Source organism: Paenibacillus intestini (assembly GCF_030803945.1).
GTDB classification, from domain to species: domain Bacteria; phylum Bacillota; class Bacilli; order Paenibacillales; family Paenibacillaceae; genus Paenibacillus; species Paenibacillus polysaccharolyticus.
Genome location: NZ_JAURUN010000004.1, coordinates 80,029 through 99,555, shown reverse-complemented (window position 1 = coordinate 99,555; position 19,527 = coordinate 80,029). Strand labels below are relative to the sequence as shown.

Annotated in this window: 13 protein-coding genes; all 13 read left to right on the top strand. The window is 47.2% G+C overall.

Annotated elements, in window-relative coordinates; translation table 11 throughout:
• Positions 1–84 precede the first annotated feature (84 nt).
• The gene (locus tag J2T16_RS13760) at positions 85–2,685 is read left to right on the top strand and encodes a hypothetical protein (protein ID WP_499018517.1); all 2,601 of its coding nucleotides are present in this window, start codon (positions 85–87) and stop codon (positions 2,683–2,685) included.
• 198 nt (positions 2,686–2,883) lie between these two features.
• Positions 2,884–3,447, top strand: a complete 564-nt coding sequence (locus J2T16_RS13755) for a hypothetical protein (protein ID WP_499018516.1) — start codon at positions 2,884–2,886, stop codon at positions 3,445–3,447.
• Between the two features lie 148 nt (positions 3,448–3,595).
• Positions 3,596–3,871: an alpha/beta-type small acid-soluble spore protein gene (locus tag J2T16_RS13750; RefSeq protein ID WP_499018515.1), complete on the top strand. Its 276-nt coding sequence runs from the start codon at positions 3,596–3,598 to the stop codon at positions 3,869–3,871.
• A gap of 253 nt (positions 3,872–4,124) precedes the next feature.
• Entirely contained in the window at positions 4,125–5,327 is a 1,203-nt protein-coding gene (gene metK / locus J2T16_RS13745; protein ID WP_221791266.1) for a methionine adenosyltransferase, read from the top strand.
• Positions 5,328–5,584: 257 nt separating this feature from the next.
• A complete protein-coding gene (locus J2T16_RS13740; RefSeq protein ID WP_499018514.1) occupies positions 5,585–9,301 on the top strand; it encodes a SwmB domain-containing protein in 3,717 nt (1,238 codons plus the stop codon).
• Positions 9,302–9,566: 265 nt separating this feature from the next.
• Positions 9,567–12,290, top strand: coding sequence for a stalk domain-containing protein (locus J2T16_RS13735; protein WP_336121763.1), 2,724 nt, complete (start codon positions 9,567–9,569; stop codon positions 12,288–12,290).
• Positions 12,291–12,337: 47 nt separating this feature from the next.
• Positions 12,338–13,498 carry a sensor histidine kinase gene (locus tag J2T16_RS13730; RefSeq protein ID WP_090922925.1) on the top strand — a complete coding sequence of 387 codons (1,161 nt, stop codon included), beginning with the start codon at positions 12,338–12,340 and terminating at the stop codon, positions 13,496–13,498.
• 4 nt (positions 13,499–13,502) lie between these two features.
• Positions 13,503–14,225, top strand: coding sequence for a response regulator transcription factor (locus J2T16_RS13725; RefSeq protein WP_063567747.1), 723 nt, complete (start codon positions 13,503–13,505; stop codon positions 14,223–14,225).
• A 234-nt stretch (positions 14,226–14,459) separates the two neighbouring features.
• The gene (locus tag J2T16_RS13720) at positions 14,460–14,852 is read left to right on the top strand and encodes a hypothetical protein (RefSeq protein WP_090922927.1); all 393 of its coding nucleotides are present in this window, start codon (positions 14,460–14,462) and stop codon (positions 14,850–14,852) included.
• Between the two features lie 552 nt (positions 14,853–15,404).
• A complete protein-coding gene (locus J2T16_RS13715; protein WP_499018615.1) occupies positions 15,405–17,387 on the top strand; it encodes a helicase-related protein in 1,983 nt (660 codons plus the stop codon).
• A 452-nt stretch (positions 17,388–17,839) separates the two neighbouring features.
• The gene (locus J2T16_RS13710) at positions 17,840–18,427 is read left to right on the top strand and encodes a ComF family protein (protein WP_499018513.1); all 588 of its coding nucleotides are present in this window, start codon (positions 17,840–17,842) and stop codon (positions 18,425–18,427) included.
• 229 nt (positions 18,428–18,656) lie between these two features.
• The gene (locus tag J2T16_RS13705) at positions 18,657–19,061 is read left to right on the top strand and encodes a TIGR03826 family flagellar region protein (RefSeq protein ID WP_090922933.1); all 405 of its coding nucleotides are present in this window, start codon (positions 18,657–18,659) and stop codon (positions 19,059–19,061) included.
• A gap of 175 nt (positions 19,062–19,236) precedes the next feature.
• Entirely contained in the window at positions 19,237–19,521 is a 285-nt protein-coding gene (flgM, locus tag J2T16_RS13700) for a flagellar biosynthesis anti-sigma factor FlgM (RefSeq protein WP_090923072.1), read from the top strand.
• The last annotated feature ends 6 nt before the right edge of the window (positions 19,522–19,527 follow it).

Here is a 19,527-nt window from a genome sequence, read left to right as displayed (position 1 = left end):
ATATTTCACAACAACATCGTAACTTTCTTTCCTCTTCAAACGTTTATACTATATAGCAAGAAGCAACATATGGGAGGTTTGGAAGTGGATCAAAAGAAAATGGTTGTGAGCTTGCTCGCAAGTGCGATGTTGATCAGTTCAACGGTTGGTACAGTGATGGCTGCCAATACAACAACGAAATCATCTGCCAACAGTAGCAATAGTAAAGCAACGAATAAAACAACAACACCGAAAAAACAGGTGGTACATACCTTGGGGAACCTGGCCCCTGTTAAAGTGACTGCACGAAGCACTGTAAGATTAACAGATGTGAACATTCTGGCTCAGGATGATGGTAACATCGTAACATATACGCTATCGTATCAGAATAATGACAGTAAACCTCTGATGATGATTGATTACTGGAGCAAGGTGAAGACAAATGGAGGCACAGTGTTCTCCCCTAAATTGATTGCAAAGGATCAGGAGAAGAAATCAATCTCGCCTGGTTCGACGGTAGATCTGACTTATGTGATGAAAGCGGGTCGTGAAGTAAAGATCAGTGACCTGAACTTCCTCATCGTGAAATGGGATTTCAGTCAAGCCAATTATGAGCGAACACTGGGCAAGTTTAATGTGCCCGCCTCTTATAGCATTATTACACCTGTAGGCAAACCGAAGACGGTTCGTCTAAGTGACTCTGCCGTAAAAGTTAAAGTCGCTGGTATCAAAGTCTATCCAGGTGAAGATAAGAATCAGTATGTGAAAATTGGTGTGAATTTAAACAATATTAGTTATAAATTATTGGAGAATCCAAATATCAAGTGGATTTTGCGTACACCAGGTGGAGCTAATTACCCGTTAACGCCAGATAAAGACAGTGCTACGGTGAGTATTCAAGCACAGGCGAACAAGTCTCTTGGTCTGATGGCTTCTCTTCCTACATCGGTGAAACTGCAAAAGTCTGAGTTGCTGCTTGTCGAAGAGCAGGGTGAAGAGAAAAGTGTGCTTCCTGTGGCCGCTCTGCAACTGCCTGAGGCAAGTAAAAGCAATGTTGAAGTAACGGCAAATCAGGCGAATATTATTTCGATTGATGGACAGCCTCTTTCGACGTTGCTGAGCTCATCCAGAGTGCGTGTAGAAGATGAGGAATATACGTTGAACATGCAGATGGTACTCAAAAACGAAGGGAAAAAGGCCATCAAGGTACCAACGTATTCCTTCGAAGTACGTACAGCCGATGGAACGATTAATCCCATTGAGACGAAAGCGTTGGATAATTTGAAATTAAACCCAGGCGATATCAAAACGATTAAGCTGAGTGGAATATTCCAAGGGGACGGAGACACGAGCAAGATGAAGTTGTATGTGATGAGCCCTAAGGATAAGACCGAGGGCACGGATACGACAACGGCAACTCCAACGAACGGATTGGTCTTCTCTTATCCGGTTGGGGTCTATACTTTGCCTGAATCACCATCTGGCGGAGATGCTCTGACTACAGAAACCGTCATCAAAAACAATAAAGGTACATTTGGCGTATCCATTGGTTCGTTACAACGTCTGCCGTGGTTGGATAGCGATATTATTGCCGCAAAGGTAACGATTCGCAATGCATCAACCAAAACGGTACAACTTCCTGAACTGGAAGCGATGTTTACAATAGATTCGGCTCAAATCGATGGAGATAAAAAGTTAATTTACACGCAATCCGGCAAACTGTTAGGCGCAGGTATGACAACTGAAGCTTATCTGTTAACTAAAATCCCATCGGATCTGCGGATGTCTCGTCTGGAACTCAGCTTGAATGAAAAGGTGAGTGAAGAAGAAACAAACGAATGGATTACACTTAATACTTCTGGATTCATCCAAGCAGTGTCCTATGTCTCTAACGGTAAAACGTACACATCCGGTTCGGGGGATAAAGAGACGGAAATGGGTGCTCGTAGAACAATTCGTTATCCAGGGGCATCATCCGATATCGTGTATACCGAATTCGAGATGACCAATAAATCACTCCGTCAGAGTGGACTTGGCAAGCTGGTAGCTTACTATAAATCAGCAGATGGTCAGTACTATAGAGCTACAGCGAAACAATCCGAGCGTCTACCGGGACCTGGACAGAAGTCCATTGTGACTTTCTGGGCTAAATTGCCGAAATCCATTACATTCTCTGATTTGAAGCTGGTTGTAGGTGAAGGGGTTGCTGATGGCAAGTTTGTAACAGGCGAGGGAGAAGCAACGGCTTACGTCAACGCTATGGCATTTGAGGTTCCGCCAGTCTCCATCAGTGTGCAGGGTTCGCTCAGCAACATTGATGTCTATCCTTATAATCTGACTGCCAATAGTGTACGTGCTTATCTGGCAGGTAGCACGTCTGTACAGATTGAGATGAACTATACGCTTACTCGTAACGAAGAGACAGAGATGGCTGAGAATGAACACAAGTTGATTCTCACACTGACGGATCAAGCGGGCAAAACGTATGAGAAAGAGTTGACGTTGGGTACCGACATTAAAGTAGGTAAAAACCAAACGCTGACGTGGAGCATTGAAGATAGCTTCTTCGAGAAGCTGCGTGGAGGCTCATATCGTCTGAGTCTGGATGATCAGTTCCAAGGACAGCGTCTACGTTTGGCGGAGCAAACCTACGGATATGACCTGACAAAGCTGCCTAAGGAAGAACCTACAAATACGTCAGAATAACTTGTAAAGAGTTCAATTTGAAAAGATAAAAACTGGTATTATAGTTACTAAAGAAAATGATTTGGTTACGGTCGATTTGATATTCATAAACAGAAAACCTCGCTTACCTATGAAGGAAAGCGAGGTTTTACTTGTCCCATCTGACCTTTTTCTCTATAGTTAAAGTTAATAGATTACCAGAGGAGGAACAAATTACAGATGAAACCTTATATGAAAGTCTCTTTGGCTGCACTGGCGATTGGTGTTGGCGTGTGGATCGGGGCGGTATATAACGATACAGCCATTGGTGCGGGCACGAGTCAACCGGGAACCGCAGATGATCCGGTGGTAACGAAGAGTTATGTGGATCAGCAGATTGCAAAAGCGCTGGGTGGCGGAGCTACTACAAGTCCAGGCGCGTCCACTGGCAACAATGGATCAACGGGAACAGGCAACACAGGCGGATCAAGCACTGATCCGGGGTTGCCGCCGCTGGTATCAGGTACAACCGATGCCGTAGAGATTGTAACCGTGAAGCCGGGTCAACAGCTCCTCGGCAAATCTGGCGCGGAGTTCATTGTACGTAGCGGTAAAGCTATAATCGTCAGTGAGGGTACGAACGGTGTAGCCGATCTGACGGACGGGGTGGACCTGACGAATGGGCAGGCAGCGCCGACCAATCACCTGCTTTCTTTTCCAAGGGACGGACGTGGCATTACGGTTCTGGATGGTAATAAATACAGCCTGACCGTCATGGTACGCGGTGGATATACGTTGAAATAGGTTTTGCAGTTTGATGTGAAATTATTCTTTATCACTTATTTGTTATTGCTCAGATTAACCAGTTCTAACAATCATTAATACGGCTAGCCGGGCAAGTTCCTGCTCACTCTATACTTGTAGACAACCAACTAACGGAGGTGCAGGGACAATGGCTAGAAGTAATAAGAAGGTCGTACCGGAAAGTCGTCAAATGCTCGATCAGATGAAGTACGAAATTGCTGCCGAGTTTGGTTTGAATGTTGGATATGGTGGGCGTGGAAGTCTGTCAGGTGCAGATACGGAGTTCGGGGGAGAGCTTGGCGCGATTAGTGATCATTCATATGGACAGTATAAAGGCTGGGGACATCTCACATCCCGGGAAAATGGATCGGTCGGTGGAGAGATTACGAAACGCTTGATTCGTCAGGCAGAACAGCACCTCTAGAACTCATACGTAACGTACCCTGAATTGACACCACTTGACAAATACGATAAGATGACAGTTGAGGTATGCAACCTTTTCCACTAGGGAAAGGTTGATTTTTTGTTGAGGCAATTACCTGAAAAATCCTTGTCTTCGTTATTGCGGATCAGTGTCCTTATTATACTGTAAGCTTCTTCGAGGGTATAGTGAACGAATCGCCGTTATGTTTTGTTCGGGCAATCGCCATACTATCGTTATGGGAGGTTGAAACTTCATGTCTATTAAAGGCCGACATCTATTTACATCAGAGTCTGTAACCGAAGGACATCCGGATAAAATCTGCGATCAGATCTCCGACGCCGTATTGGACGCGTTTCTTGCGAACGATCCAAACGCTCGCGTAGCGTGCGAAGTTTCGGTAGCAACAGGTCTTGTGCTTGTTATTGGCGAGATCAGCTCTGCGTCTGAATATGTGGACATTCCGGCAATCGTACGGAATACAGTAAAAGAAATTGGGTACACACGTGCCAAGTACGGTTTTGATTATAATACATGTGCGGTACTGACGTCACTCAACGAGCAGTCCGCTGATATTGCACAAGGTGTCAATGCTGCACTGGAGCATCGTGATCCAGAGCAAATGGCGCGTGAAACAGAGAACATTGGTGCAGGTGACCAAGGTCTGATGTTTGGTTTTGCAACAAACGAAACTCCAGAGCTGATGCCACTGCCAATCGCATTGTCTCACCGTATTGCACGCCGCTTGGCGGAAGTGCGCAAGAACGGTATGCTGGATTACCTTCGTCCGGATGGCAAAACACAAGTGACGATCGAATACGACGGTGACAAGCCAGTACGTGTGGATACGATCGTTGTATCTACGCAGCACGCAGAAGAAACGACACTGGAGCAAATCCAGAAAGACATCAAAGAGCAGGTAATCCTGCCTGTTGTTCCAGCAGAGTTGCTGGATGAGCAGACGAAATATTTCATTAACCCGACAGGGCGTTTCGTTATTGGCGGACCACAAGGGGATGCGGGACTGACTGGACGTAAAATCATTGTTGATACATATGGTGGTTATGCACGTCATGGCGGTGGTGCGTTCTCAGGTAAAGATCCGACAAAAGTAGACCGTTCTGCAGCTTATGCCGCTCGTTATGTAGCGAAGAACCTGGTTGCTGCGGGTCTTGCTGACAAAGTGGAAATCCAGCTCGCTTATGCGATTGGTGTAGCTAATCCGGTTTCTATTAACGTAGATACATACGGAACAGGCAAAGTCAGCGAAGAGAAGCTGGTGGAGCTGGTACGTAACAACTTCGACCTTCGTCCTGCTGGCATCATCCGTATGCTGGATCTGCGTCGTCCGATCTACAGACAAACGGCTGCTTACGGTCACTTCGGCCGTACAGATCTCGATGTTCCTTGGGAACAAGTGGACAAAGCAGATCTGTTGAAAACGCAAGCGGGTCTGTAACACGTCAGGCAAACATAAAGCTCTTGGTTCCGTTTAGGAACCAGGGGCTTTTTTGTCATGAGTTCCTGAGAATCTTATTAAATATTAGGCTCTTGTGGCCAAGTCATATCGTAAAATAATCAATACACACTAATCCATAAATTAAATGTAATATATATCCAAATAACTAACAGATATTCCTTCTGTGGCCGACATACATATAGAGGTCTGTAAATCAGACATAAGGACTAAGGATTGAGGGGAAAGGATGGGTGTTTGTGAAGAATTGGACCCGTAAGGGATGGATTACACTATTAATCGTGATGTTAATGACACAGGGTTTGCTAGGCGGCTGGATAGGTGGGAATACAGCTTATGCCGCAGATGACTTGGCTGCGAAGGGAATTAGCGCCACATTACCTTTGTTAAATGCAACACAGGCAGACGGAACACAGCCGCTGAAGATTGAATTTACCAACCCGGTGAGAAAAGTAGCGAATACGCAAGAGTTAATCATTATCCACCGACTTTCGGATAACTCGGTTGTGCGTAGTATCAATGTCGGTGACCCGACTGTAAGTATTACACCTGATAATGTGGCTGTTGATCCAGATCTGGGAAAGGTGGTCACAATTACGCCTAGTCCTGCATTGCCAGCTGGAAGTTTCTATGTCTCTATTGGCAATCGATCTTTTGTATATGCGGATGGCCAAACTTTTTTTGAAGGACTGGATAAGGAGTGGACGTTCCATGTAGCTGCTGTAAATCCGGCCAAACTGCTGAATCGAACACCGCAAACGGCATCTACGGGCGTATCGCCTTCAGCAAATCTCACATTGACCTTTGATCAAGCGATGTCTAGAGGTACCGGGAAACTACAGATTTATCAAGGGAATGAATTGTTTGAAGAGGTGGATGCGAACTCTTCGCAAATTAGTTTTAACAGTTCACAAACCATTGTGACAATTGACCCTGTTCGAAACTGGGCGAATAATAGCACCGTATACATAGCTATACCCGAAGGTTTTTTCCGTGATGCGCTTGGCAATGACACGGCTGCGATCCAGCGAATCGACTGGGGATTCAGTGTGATCTCCGATCCATCGGCTATCACAGTGGCTTCTTTGTCTCCAGCAAATGGAGCAACAGGCATAGCTCTTACGACGGAACTAAACGTAACCTTCACCAAAGAATTGGATACCAATTATTCCGCTCAAGCCATCCTGAGAAGTTCAAACGGCGGTACGGTGAACGCAACAACGATCATTAACAGCTCCAACAACCGTCAGCTGCGTATCATTCCGCAATCCAGCCTGACGAGTAACACAACGTATACGGTGGATATTCCGGGTAACGTCTTCCGGGATCGGTCCGGCAATCTGTTTACAGGCCTAACGGGGACAACCTCGTGGACGTTCAGAACCTTGTCTGTTGACACGACACCACCGGTGCTCAAAACAGCAAAAATGTACAGCAATACGATTATTCGTTTGACGTATGATGAATGGTTATCTACGTTTGACCTGTTGCCTTCCAGCTTTGCAGTGACGGTCAATGGAGATAATCGCAGTGTAAGTACGGCGTATGTTTCAGGGGATAGCGTGTATGTTGTGCTGGATACAGGTGTCGCTGTAGGACAAGTTGTGAAAGTAGCTTATACCGTCCCGACGACAACTTCACGCAGAGTTCAGGACTTGTCCCTGAATGCAGCGGTCTCCTTCTCGGCACGAGATGTAGAGAATGGACTGGACTCGATCATGTCCAAACCTCGTGAAGGTGTGGCATATACAAACAGCATCGTTCTCTACTATCCGGAGACGGTATATATTAACTCCGGTGATGCGTATAAACAGTTCAGTGTTACTGCCGATGGCAAAACCATTGGCGTAAGAAGCATCTCAACCAACACTAGCTCACAGGTTACGTTGAACCTTAGTTCTTCAATTAGCAATGGTGAGGTGGTACGAGTATCGTATCAGCCAGGTGACCAGCCTGTAAAAGATAGCCGCGGGCAGCCGCTTGCAGGTTTCAGCGGTTTCTATGTGCGGAACAGTAATGATTCAAAGCCGCCTGTATTCCAGAAGGCTGAAGTTAATGCTAATAAGCTGTGGATGTATTACAATGAGCCGCTAAGCCGGTTAAACAAACCGATGAATAATCAATACTCGGTACTGGCAGACGGCAAAGCGATCTTTGTTAACAATGTGGACATTGATGATGATCTGGTGACACTAACGCTGACAACTCCCGTGACAAGTACGCAAGTGGTGACGTTATCTTATGTACCGGGAACCTCTCGCTTGACGGATATGGCTAACAATCAGGCCGCTTTACTGGATCTTGTACCTGTGACACAGACCTTCGGAAACGGTACAATTCTGTCCGGTATTCTGCAGGGGGATACGGTCCAGATTAACTTCCGAAACACATTAAAATCAGAAGCTGTACTGACTCCCTCGCAATTTAAAGTACAGTCTGGCAATGAAATCATTCCGGTTAGCTCCGCCTCGGTTAATGGGTCTGTTGTGACGGTTAAACTGTCCAAAGCTGCTCAGCCCGGACAGGTTGCTACAGTGACGTACACCCCAGGTGGCGTTCAGCTTAGAGATGCTTTGAATACAGAAGTGGCTGCGTTCGGACCATTGACGTTGCAAGAGAAGACAGCGACTACGACGCCAACAGATAATACATCGTTAGGACTCCCAGCGTGGCTGACGGAACGTAATGCAAATAACTCCGGTTTTGCTCAAAGTATGTTAATTCTAAGTACAGATGCAGCAACAGCTAAGATGGCAGCATCTCGTTATAACCGAACAATACAGCAGTACACACTGGACGAAAATAAACTTGAACAGGCGTTCAATTATGCCTCGAACAGCTTTAAGTTGAATCAACCGATCATATTCGAAGTCCCAACGACGAGTGAAGCAGCCTATGTGGGTATTCCATTCCACAAGCTATCCCAACTGGCAGGCAAATATCGTGCAGGTACGATCGGTGTCAAATATAAAGACAATGTATGGATGGTCCCTCTTGCAGACCTGAAGTTTGTAACAATGGGACAAAGTGCGGGAATCACAACGGCTCCAGGGACAGCGACCCTGTACGTACAGATGGAGCCTGTGCCAAGACTTTCAGCAGGTGCCATGGACTTCATGTTATCAAGATCCAACGCACAGAGTCTGGGAGAAGCAACAGAAACCTATGTTACGCTTTTTAATGGAAACACGGGGAAGAGTGTAGAGCAAAATATTAAAAGTGAATATTTAACGAAGGTGCCTGGAAACACTTCGACACTGTTAACGACCTTGACAGCGATTGACCCTAACTCACAATCGTTATCGTATATACCAACGGCTTACCGGACTTCTTCGACAGGGATTGTAGCAAGAGGTCTACTGGATGGAAATCGCGTGATCGCACCCATTACCCATCTGGTCAGTTTCCCGAAAGCAACGGACTGGTCCAGGGAGGCATTGACAGAGCTTGCTTCCAAATGGATTATTACCTCGGATAATCTGGACAAGTATAATGTCAAAACGAATATCACCCGTGCCGAGTTCGCTGAACTCGTTGCGAGAGGATTAGGGCTCAAACCAGATGCTTCTTCAGCACCGTTTACTGACCTTGGCAGAAGACCTGAGACGAATGGATATATCGGCGCTGCAGTGAAGGCAGGCATTATTGAGGGTGTAGGCAAAGGGAAGTTCCAGCCAAACAGCCCAATTACCCGTGAACAGATGGCGATTATGTTAATCAAAGCCATGAAATCTGTTGGCCAACAACCGGCACTTCAGGAAGACGCAGATGTTACGCTGAAGGTGTTTAAGGATAAAGACAACATCAAAGCATCCAAGGATTTTGTAGCCAAAGCTGTGCAGAAAGGCATTATCCAAGGAAACCTGGATAAGACCTTCAAGCCTTTGGGTAAAGCAACCAGAGAACAAGCAGCCGTGATGTTAAAACGTATGTTGAATCAGATCGGTTATCTGTAATTGAAATGAGCCGGTTTCAAAACTCATAAGATATAAAGGTTCAAATATAAATATGCAGAATTATTCCCCAGGTATGGAGACTCACTCCAGGCCTGGGTCTTTTTTTACCAAAAAAGCCCTTAATATTCAGGATAATCGTAACTTTTTCCACAAAAAACAGTCTATTAATAGAAGGGTATGCTAGAGGTCGTTCTATGTACTGCCACTCGGCTGCATAGGTGTGATGTCTAAGATTGATATACAAGATGGGAGAGACGTTTCGAACATGCTGGGGAAACATGGGAAACAGCTGGAAGGCGTTAAGTACAATAAGGCAAAGAAATGGGCAATTGTAACACTGGCTGGTGTGATCTGGATTGCGCCTGTGATGAGTGCAGGAGGACAGATGTGGTCAGGGACTTCGTGGCAATCCGTAGCCGCGGCAGCATCGACGAATACGAGCAAGCTGGGCGAAGAGATTTTGACTTCGGGTGCGAAGCTCATGAAATACAGATATACGACAACACGTTCAGGTTCGAAGGTAAATGTGCTTGCCGATGTGATCCAGGTAGACTTGCAAAATCCATACGTGAAACTGGATGTAATGACAGGCAAGGGAAATAAATTAAACAGTAAACAAAGCACTGGCGGTATGGCGAAGGAAAACGGCGCGGTCGCTGCGGTGAACGGAGATTATTTTAACGTATCCGGAGAAATGTCACCGATCGGCGGTCAAGTTTCTGACGGTGTATTGGTGTCTACGCCTTCGGAACTGAAGGGCATGTATGCTCTCACGGTAACCAAAGATGGCAAGCCGATGATTGATGAATATTCATTTGACGGCACAGTAAAGGCGCAGGATGGTTCAACATTCGCTCTGCGTGGGATAAATAAGGAGGACTATACGGTTGAAACGGGAGCGGGTACATACAGCCATGTGAACTCCATGTATATTTATACACCTGCATGGACGTCGACCAAACGTCCGAATGATCCTTCCACAACGCCGACGGAGGTACTCGTTCAGAATGGTGTCATCACGCAAATTTCGGATAAAAAGGCATTAAATATGACCGTACCGCCGGACGGATATATCCTCCGTGCACATGGTACAGCGGCAACATGGGTCATGAGTCACCTGTCTGTTGGACAAACAGTTGGAGCAGATTACAAGTTGGTTGCCAAAACGACAGGACAGTCTGTTGACCCGAATAATCTGGAAATGATGATTGGCGGTCATACAATTTTGGTAAACGGAGGTCAGGCTGCTTCCTTCTCGCGGAATATTGCTTCTTCCGGCATAGGTGGTGTTCGTGCCAGAACCGCGGTAGGATATTCTCAGGATGGGCGATATGTGTATATTATTGCAGCCGAGAAAAACGGCAACAGCAGCGGCATGTCCTTGACCGAATTACAGTCATTTATGACCAGTATCGGGGTATGGAAAGGCATGAATCTGGATGGCGGCGGATCAACGACAATGGTTACACGTCCACTGGGTGAACAATCCGCAAGTCTCACATTTAACACCGAGTACGGTACCGAGCAACGTCAAGTTGTAAATACACTTGGAGTATTCTCGACGGCACCTGAAGGCAAGTTGAAAGGTTTTGCGGTAAGCGGCAACCAGACGTTGCTCGCAGGTCAGGAAGGCAAGTACTCTGCAAAAGGCTATGACACGTACTACAACCCGATCTCGACAGGTAATATTCCGTTGACCTGGAAATCCAGCAATAACGGTATTGTCAGCGTGAGCAACGGAACGATTAAAGGTGTGAAGCCGGGTACAGCAACGCTGACGGCAACAAGTAGCGGAGCGTCTTCCTCTATCAAAGTAACGGTGCTGGGTGGTAACGAGCTGGCTTCCTTAACTGCCGGATCTGGTCTTGGCTCACTCCAAGCGGGAACTACAGTCTCTATTCCAGTGACAGCTACAACAAAGAGCGGACAAAGCGTGACGGTACCGGCCGATTCCCTGACATGGGAATTCATTGGATTTAAAGGAAAAGTGGCAGGTGACCAGTTGACGGTATCGTCTGTGAATGATGGAGCACAGGTTGGTTATGCAATCGGCCGATATGATGGTTACAGCACGGTTGTTGTACTCTCTGCAGCAGCGAGCGAAACGATCTGGGAAAATTTCGAAAACGCGAACTATCCGATTAACTTCACAACAAATGTAGCAGGGGTGACAGGCTCGGCCGCAGTCGTGGTAGGAACCGGTGAGAAGGCAAGCTCAAAGGTACTGCAACTCAGTTACGATATGACGGGCGGAACCGGTAAAATGTATGCTTATGCTCAGCTGAACGGTTCAACAGGCAGAGACGTATCAGCGGCCGCAACGTCCATGTCGATGGATGTGATGGGTGACAAGAGTCTGAACTGGCTACGTGCAGAATTTACGGATGCTAAAGGCAAAACGGTATATGCCGATCTGGCTAAAGCTATCGACTGGAATGGATGGAAGAAGGTTAATGTTGACCTGAATGGACTGAACATCGCTTATCCGGCGAAACTGAAACGTGTGTATGTCGTGAATGTAGAAGATGGACAGGATGAGCGTGCAATGACGGGAACGGTTGCGCTCGACAACATTGCGTTCACCATGCCTTCCAAATCCAGCGAAGTTGGATTGCCTACGGGTACAGCTTCACTGGTACTTGGACAGAAGTCAATGACGGTGAACGGTACAAAAAAGGTAATTGATGCAGCACCAGTCATTAAAAATGGAACAACATATGTGCCCATCAAACATGTACTGGATGCCTTTGGCGGACAGGCGAACTGGGACAGCAAAAATCAGCGGATTACAGTAATCCGCGGCAGCAAGCTGATCGATCTGGTGGTAGGTCAGAAAGAATTTGTTCTCAATGGCAAAAGACAGAGCGCAACGGTTGCACCTTACGTAAGTGGGGGTAGGACTTTAGTCCCCCTCAGACTCGTTTCCGAGCAACTTGGGCTGACTGTAAAATGGGAACAGAACACGAAGACCGTTACCATCTCATCGTGATATGGTATGATATATACCGGAAACGATAGAAATGGAGTCGAACAAACGTGGATTTACAAGCCGATGCCATAGACCGCGTCATAAAAAACGCCATACAAGTCATGGAAAACAGCAAATATCAAATGTTTGAAATCATGGACTCCACTCGTGATGAGTTGAAGACGCTCAATGAAGAGTTGAAGTCGGTGCTGAAGGAAACGGCGGAAACGATCGAGAAAGTAGATCAATTGGAGCTGAATTACCGCCGTTCCCGGATCCGGCTTACAGAGGTGAGCCGCGACTTTGTCCGCTATTCGGAGCATGATATCAAGCAGGCGTATGAAAAAGCGACACAGCTACAGCTGGATCTGATGATTTATCGTGAGAAGGAAATGTATCTAAAGGCCCGTCGGGATGATCTGCAGAAGCGTGCCAAAAATGTGGAGGCTTCTGTAGAACGTGCCGAGACAATTGGTTCGCAGATGGGCGTTGTGCTAGAATACTTGTCAGGAGAGCTGGGTCAGGTGACCCGGATTATCGAGTCTGCCAAGAATCGACAAATGATTGGTTTGAAAATAATTTTGGCCCAGGAGGAAGAGCGGAAACGTATTGCCCGCGAGATTCATGACGGGCCTGCGCAGATGCTTGCTAATCTAGTGCTTAGGACGGAAATTGTAGAAAGAATGCTCATGAAGCAGGATTTTAAGATGGTTCAGGCCGAAATAGTAGATTTGAAAGGCCAGGTTCGTTCAAGTCTTGAAGAAATGAGAAAAGTTATATTCAATCTGCGTCCTATGGCACTGGATGATCTGGGATTGATTCCAACGCTTCGAAAGTATGTGCAGGATTTTGAAGTAAAAACAAAAATTCGGTCGCTTTTTGAAACAAGAGGCAAGGAACATCGTCTCTCATCTGCAATGGAGGCTGCAATCTATCGTCTCGTGCAGGAAGGTCTGTCTAATGCTGCCAAGCATGCTTATCCCACATATGTTGTCGTAGAAATTACATACCAGGCTCAGCTCGTCAAAATTGTCGTTCAGGACAATGGGCTTGGGTTCAAACCGGAGCTTCTTGCCAAGAAAAGCAAGGATCACAACCACTTCGGTCTGATCGGGATGAGAGAACGGGTTGAACTGTTAGAAGGAAGAATAGAGATTGAATCCGCAGAGAACCAGGGAACCAAAATAGTCATTCATATCCCGACAAACGTGGATAAGGGAAAGGAGTAGCAGGATGGAAAACCGTGATACTGGAAAAACATCAATTAAAGTTCTCTTGGCTGATGATCATCAGCTGTTCCGAGAGGGCTTGAAACGCATTTTAAATATGGAGGACGACATTGAGGTCATCGGGGAATGTGGCGATGGCATTCAAGTGCTCGAATTCTGTAATCAGGATAAACCCGATATCGTTCTGATGGACATTAACATGCCTGTAGAGAACGGCGTCGAAGCCACTGAGAAGCTGCGCGAGCTGTTCCCGGATGTAAAAGTTATTATTTTGTCCATTCATGATGATGAAAGTTATGTATTCGAAACACTCCGTAAGGGAGCCAATGGATATTTGCTGAAGGATATGGAAGCAGAGTCGCTGATCAACGCGATTCGTTCCGTTCATGAAGGGCATGCATTTATTCATCCTAAAGTAACGGGCAAACTGATTATGCAACTTCGTCGTATGACGTATCTTAACGAAACAGGTGCGATGAGCGAAGGTGCTTCGAAGGAAGCAGGCGTTAAATTTGTTGCTGGAGACAATAACCCGCTGACACGTCGTGAAGCTGAGGTATTGCGTTTAATGGCTGAGGGTAAGAGCAACAAGATGATTGGTGAATTTTTGTTCATCAGTGAAAAAACAGTGAAAAACCATGTCAGCAGCATTCTGCAGAAGATGGAAGTGGACGACCGTACACAGGCCGTTATTAACTCCATCAAATATGGCTGGGTTACACTCTAATTCTAATAATTGTTATACAGGTATCTACTCGCGCCCTATCCAGTATGGATTGGTTTGCGGGTTGATGGACTTTATCACTGTACATGAACACAGTATAAGGGTGTCCTGAACATTGGTTCAGGCGAGCGCCGACTGATTGTTTGGCTGTAACCCTTCGGAATAAGCTGCATATACTGCGGTATACAGGGATGTTCGCCATGGGTGAACATGACCTTCCGAGGAGGTGCAGTTGCCATGGTTGCTCATCTGACTATGATTCTGCTCATATACTTCCTGGCGGCAATGGCCGTTCATCTTATGCACCAGCGCCATACTTCCCGCCCGGAGTCCGAAGGCTTCGAGCAGATTTTGCTCATTCCTTCCAATCAGGTAGGACGGATTGAAGGCATTATTCGATCACTTTGTCTGGAATTATTATATCGCGGCAAGAGCTTTACATTAACGGTGGTCGCCGAGCAACAAGAGGCAGAGACGATAACCATTATTGAGAAGATGATGCAAAGGCAAGGCATGGAGTTGTCTTATCTGCCTGCTGTGCCAGCAGAACTTGAACATACCGGGCAGAGGAATGGTGACTATCGCCTCATTGATCTGCGTAGGTCCAATGATGAAGCTGGGTGCAGATAATCCTCACATTTTACACGTTTGCAGACGTTGATATGCCGATTCGATATGAGAAAGATTACAGCTTGAGGCTGTAATCTTTTTTTTGTAATTGTAGCCAAGTCTGCCTTTAAATTGAATATGGGTTTTATTGCAATCTATGGTTAAAGACTGGATTTATCACTACAAATGACGCTGAAGAAGCATTTTGAAGTCAGAAGTCTTAACTTAGAAGTATAGACTGATAAAACTGGAAAAAGTTGCGCATATACAAAGGAAAAATTCCAAACTTTTAAATGAGTTAATACGTGACGTTAAGGTTGTCTTGACGGACAGAATGCAAAACCATATACTTGATTTATATGGAAATTGAGGAAGAGAAGGGTCGAACTAAGTAGCTGAAGGAACGGGATACGGTGAGGTTGAAATTCGAAATGCTTTAGAAGATGGTCATCGTATGAATAATTATAATCACTGTGATATGCAGAATGGACATGAAGCACATGCTCCGGCGAAGCCGTCGGTCAGCATGTGCTTTTTTTGTTTTTCGGATACGAACAGGGGAGGGAAGACGCGATGCAGGTTGGGGTTTACGTGTACCGGGCGGAGGAAGAGTGGGATATGGTCATGTCTCTCGACATTCAGGTGGATGTCATGTGGTGGCTTGAGGGCATGAGTGGACGGCATGTGCAACAATGGCTGGTGTTAAGTATGCATCTTCCGTTAAGTCAGGCTTCGTGGCTGGTAGATCAATTCGTACCCGAGCGTAGCATGGATATGTGGCGTATGGAGGCGTGGCAAAGCTACTTCAATACAAAGCTGGACTTGTATGAGCATCTCTCGGGTGAAATAGAGGCAAAGAGAGCGTTGGCCGAACAGGCGGAGGCAGGGAAATGGAAGAATGGAAATGGATTGGACAGAGGGGAGAACGATAAAAGGGGAAAAGGAATTGGTAGGGATGGAGGGAAAGGGACTGCAGCTATGCGTGCAGTTAGGGTGGGTGGGATGCCGAAGCCATATCCCGCCGAGTATTGGGCTCAGCTGGAGCAGTGCGCAGCTCTGCTGGCTGAGCGGATGAGCGGTCGCCAATTACTGGCGGCCGAGGCCGAGGCGCTGCTGGCGGCGGAGCCCGCCATGCCGCCAGGGGGCTGGCGCGCGGCTACGCAGCTCGCGCGCTTGCATGGGCGGCTGCAGATGACAGCCGCCCTCGAAGGGCCTGCCACGCGCCGCAGGTTCGCGTGGCTCGGCCGCGCGCGAAGCGCGCCCCGCTGCCACCGCTGTGGCAGCGAAGCCAGGCAGCGCGTCCCCTGCGCTGCCTGCGGCCTGGCGGCGTGCGCCTACTGCGAGGCATGCCTCGCGCTAGGGCGCAGCCGTGCTTGTGCGCTGCTGCTACGCAGTGCAGCGCAAGGGGCCGTGCCCGCACGCGGCGAAGCATCGCGTGGCACGGCCCTAGCCCCCACCGGCGGCGGACTCGCCCGGTGGGGGCTAAGCGCAGCGCAGAGCGCGGCAGCAGCCGCGGCGCTCGCGTTTTTGGCCCGGCCGCCCGCAGGGGATGGGCCGGGGCGGTTCTTGCTCTGGGCCGTGACCGGGGCCGGCAAGACCGAAATGATTTTCCCACTAATCCAGTACACCCTGGATCATGGGGGACGAGCGTTGGTCGCTACACCGCGCAGGGATGTTGTACTGGAGCTGGCTCCGCGCCTTGCCAAAGCATTCCCGGACACCTCGCTCGCAACGCTCTATAGCGGAAGTTCGGAGCGCTGGAAAAACGCGCAGCTTACTCTGGCCACCACACACCAGCTTATGCGTTTTTACCAAGGTTTTGATCTGGTGATCATCGACGAACTTGATGCATTTCCTTATCATAACGATCCCATGCTGGCCCACGCTGCTACATCTTGCTGTAAACCGGAGGGGCATTTTATTTATTTGTCCGCTACGCCGCCAACCCGTTTGCAACGTGAGGTCGCTTTGGGCAAACTTGCTCATGCCAAAGTGCCTGTCCGCTTCCATCGACATCCGCTACCTGTACCGAAGCTGATCAACATGTCTACTGTGGCACAATGCATCAAACGCAAACAACTTCCAGCTACCATCGTGAGTAGCATTCGTACTTCCTTACAACGTGATGCTCAGGTGTTTGTTTTTGTAACGCGTATCGCCCAGATTGAGGCCTTTGTGCACCTGATGCGCCGGACTTTTCCTGCGATCTCGATTGAAGGCACTTCATCGCAGGATGCGGAGCGGGCCGCCAAAGTCATTGCATTTCGTGAACGCTCCATCCGTCTGCTCGTGACAACCACCATCTTGGAGCGAGGCGTGACGATCCCGCGTAGCGATGTGTTTATTCTGGATGCAGACAACGGACTTTTTGACGAGGCCTCGCTCGTACAGATGGCAGGCCGGGCAGGGCGCTCCCTGGATGATCCGGCAGGTCGTGTCGTATTTGCTGCATCCCGCCGCACTCGTTCCCAAGTAAAAGCTGTATCACAGATCCGCAAAATGAACACTATTGCCCGTCGCAAAGGTTACCTGCGTACGCCAGTTCCAAGATCATAGTTATCATTACATCAACATACACAACTGAACTTGAATAGGCTCACTACAGACTAATCGTTTATGCGAACCATTATTTACGCCAGTATCCACCTTCAAACAAAACCATTCCATCGCTACACAAGCACTAGTGGTCTTCACACATGTTAACTGAACGTGTATTACATACTTTATGCTCGCTACGTCGTCTCGTTATTCCGTTTAGAAAGGAGAAGCACATCATGTTCAGTTATATTTCTCATATCTTCGAGCATGTTCAGCGTTTAACCGGACAACTCCATAAGCTGCTTGGCCCGCCGGGTTCACCATGTTTGACATGTGGAACCCGTGCTGTGTTGTCCTCACGTTATCCCGGGATCTGCCCGCGTTGTGTACAGCAGATTCCATGGATTCGATCGATCCGTTGCCAGCGCTGTGGGCGTGGTGTAGGATGCCCTGACTGTGTGCGCCCGCATATGCAACATCGCTCTTTCTTCTGTAATCGTAGCGCCGTCCAGTATAACGATCTAATGAAAGATTGGATAAGCATGTACAAATTTCGAGGCTATGAGCGCTACGCCCCGCTGCTAACTGCTATGTTAACTCAAGCTTTTCAAGCGATGAGTGAAGAACTGACTCTTATATGTGGAAAGGAAACCGGGAAGCCGCTATGGCGACCGGATGCGGTCACGTATGTGCCCGTGAGCGACGAGCGTCTGGCCGAACGCGGCTTTAATCAGGCGGAGCGGCTGGCAACAGAGCTTGCCATCACCGCTGGTTTGCCCTGTGTTGATCTGTTGCAACGCCAGATCAACACAGGGAAACAAAGCTTCAAGTCTCGCGCCGAGCGATTCGAGACGATGAAACATGCCTTTTCTATCAAGCTTGATGAATTTGATTTCAGCCTGCTCAAGAATTACAGCAAGCCGTTTAAATTACTTTTAATTGATGACATCTACACGACCGGAAGTACGTTAGACGCTTGTGGGCATGTCATTTTACATGCCGCAAGTAAAGCCGGCGTGACGGTGGAGATTTATACACTCACACTAGCACGGTCTTGAGGTTTTGTTGTTATTTTCCCCTAAATAGTTAGAGGAAACTGTGAAGTAGATATCAGAAGCTAAGATAACCTTGTAAAATATGGGGTCCAACTTTTAAAAAAAATTTCATATTCACGCAATCTAAACCATTGTATATTTGTAAATATGCTATGGACTTCATATGAGAAAATAAGGTAATGTATAGATATTATCTAGTCGGAATAGGAAGTTTGAGAGGGGAGTTTTAGCGATGAATTTAGGGAATTGTCCTCGTTGCGGAAGATTGTATGCATTGAATTTTCGTGATGTGTGCTCGAACTGTATCAAGGAAATGGAGCAGGAATACCAGATCTGTGTAGACTATTTGCGCGAGAATAAAGGCGCCAACATACAGGAATTGTCGGATGCGACAGAAGTCTCAATCAAAACCATCACGAAGTTTATCCGAGAGGGACGGATTTCCATCGAAAACGCCCCGAATATGATGTATCCTTGTGAAGTGTGCGGAATGCTGATTCGTGAAGGCCATATGTGCGATTCCTGCCGTACTCGACTAACGAAAGACTTGGCTGGGGCTGCTCGTGAAGTAGGTCAGAAGGATAACAACCCAATAGGCGGACGAACCTACAATGCCGTCGACAAACTGCGCAATTAATAGGAACGTGGTCTTAAATACGAATAATGCTATAACAAATGTTTTGAAACGTACCGATAAACTTATTAAAGATTATCGGTTTTTTTTATTATCCTACTCATTTCGAACACATAAAGATAAAGAAAGAAATACGTATATCAACGAAAAAAATCAGGTGAAAGGAAGTGCACTTCGAATGAAAATCAATGAACCGAGTCGAATTGGAGCCATCAATTCATATCAGAGGAATGTTGAGTCCAATCAGCAGGCTGAGAACAAGAAAAGCCGCCGCAAGGATGAAGTATCCATTTCTCCGGAGGCGATGAAGATGCTTGAAGAACAAGGACGTACACAAGATGCAGGACGGTTGCAACGCATTCAGGAGTTGAAAGAGCAGGTAAGCTCAGGAACATACCAGGTAGACAGTAGCAAGCTTGCTGATAAGCTGCTACCGTATTTCAAGTCTTTTGATAAGGAATAGGTGATT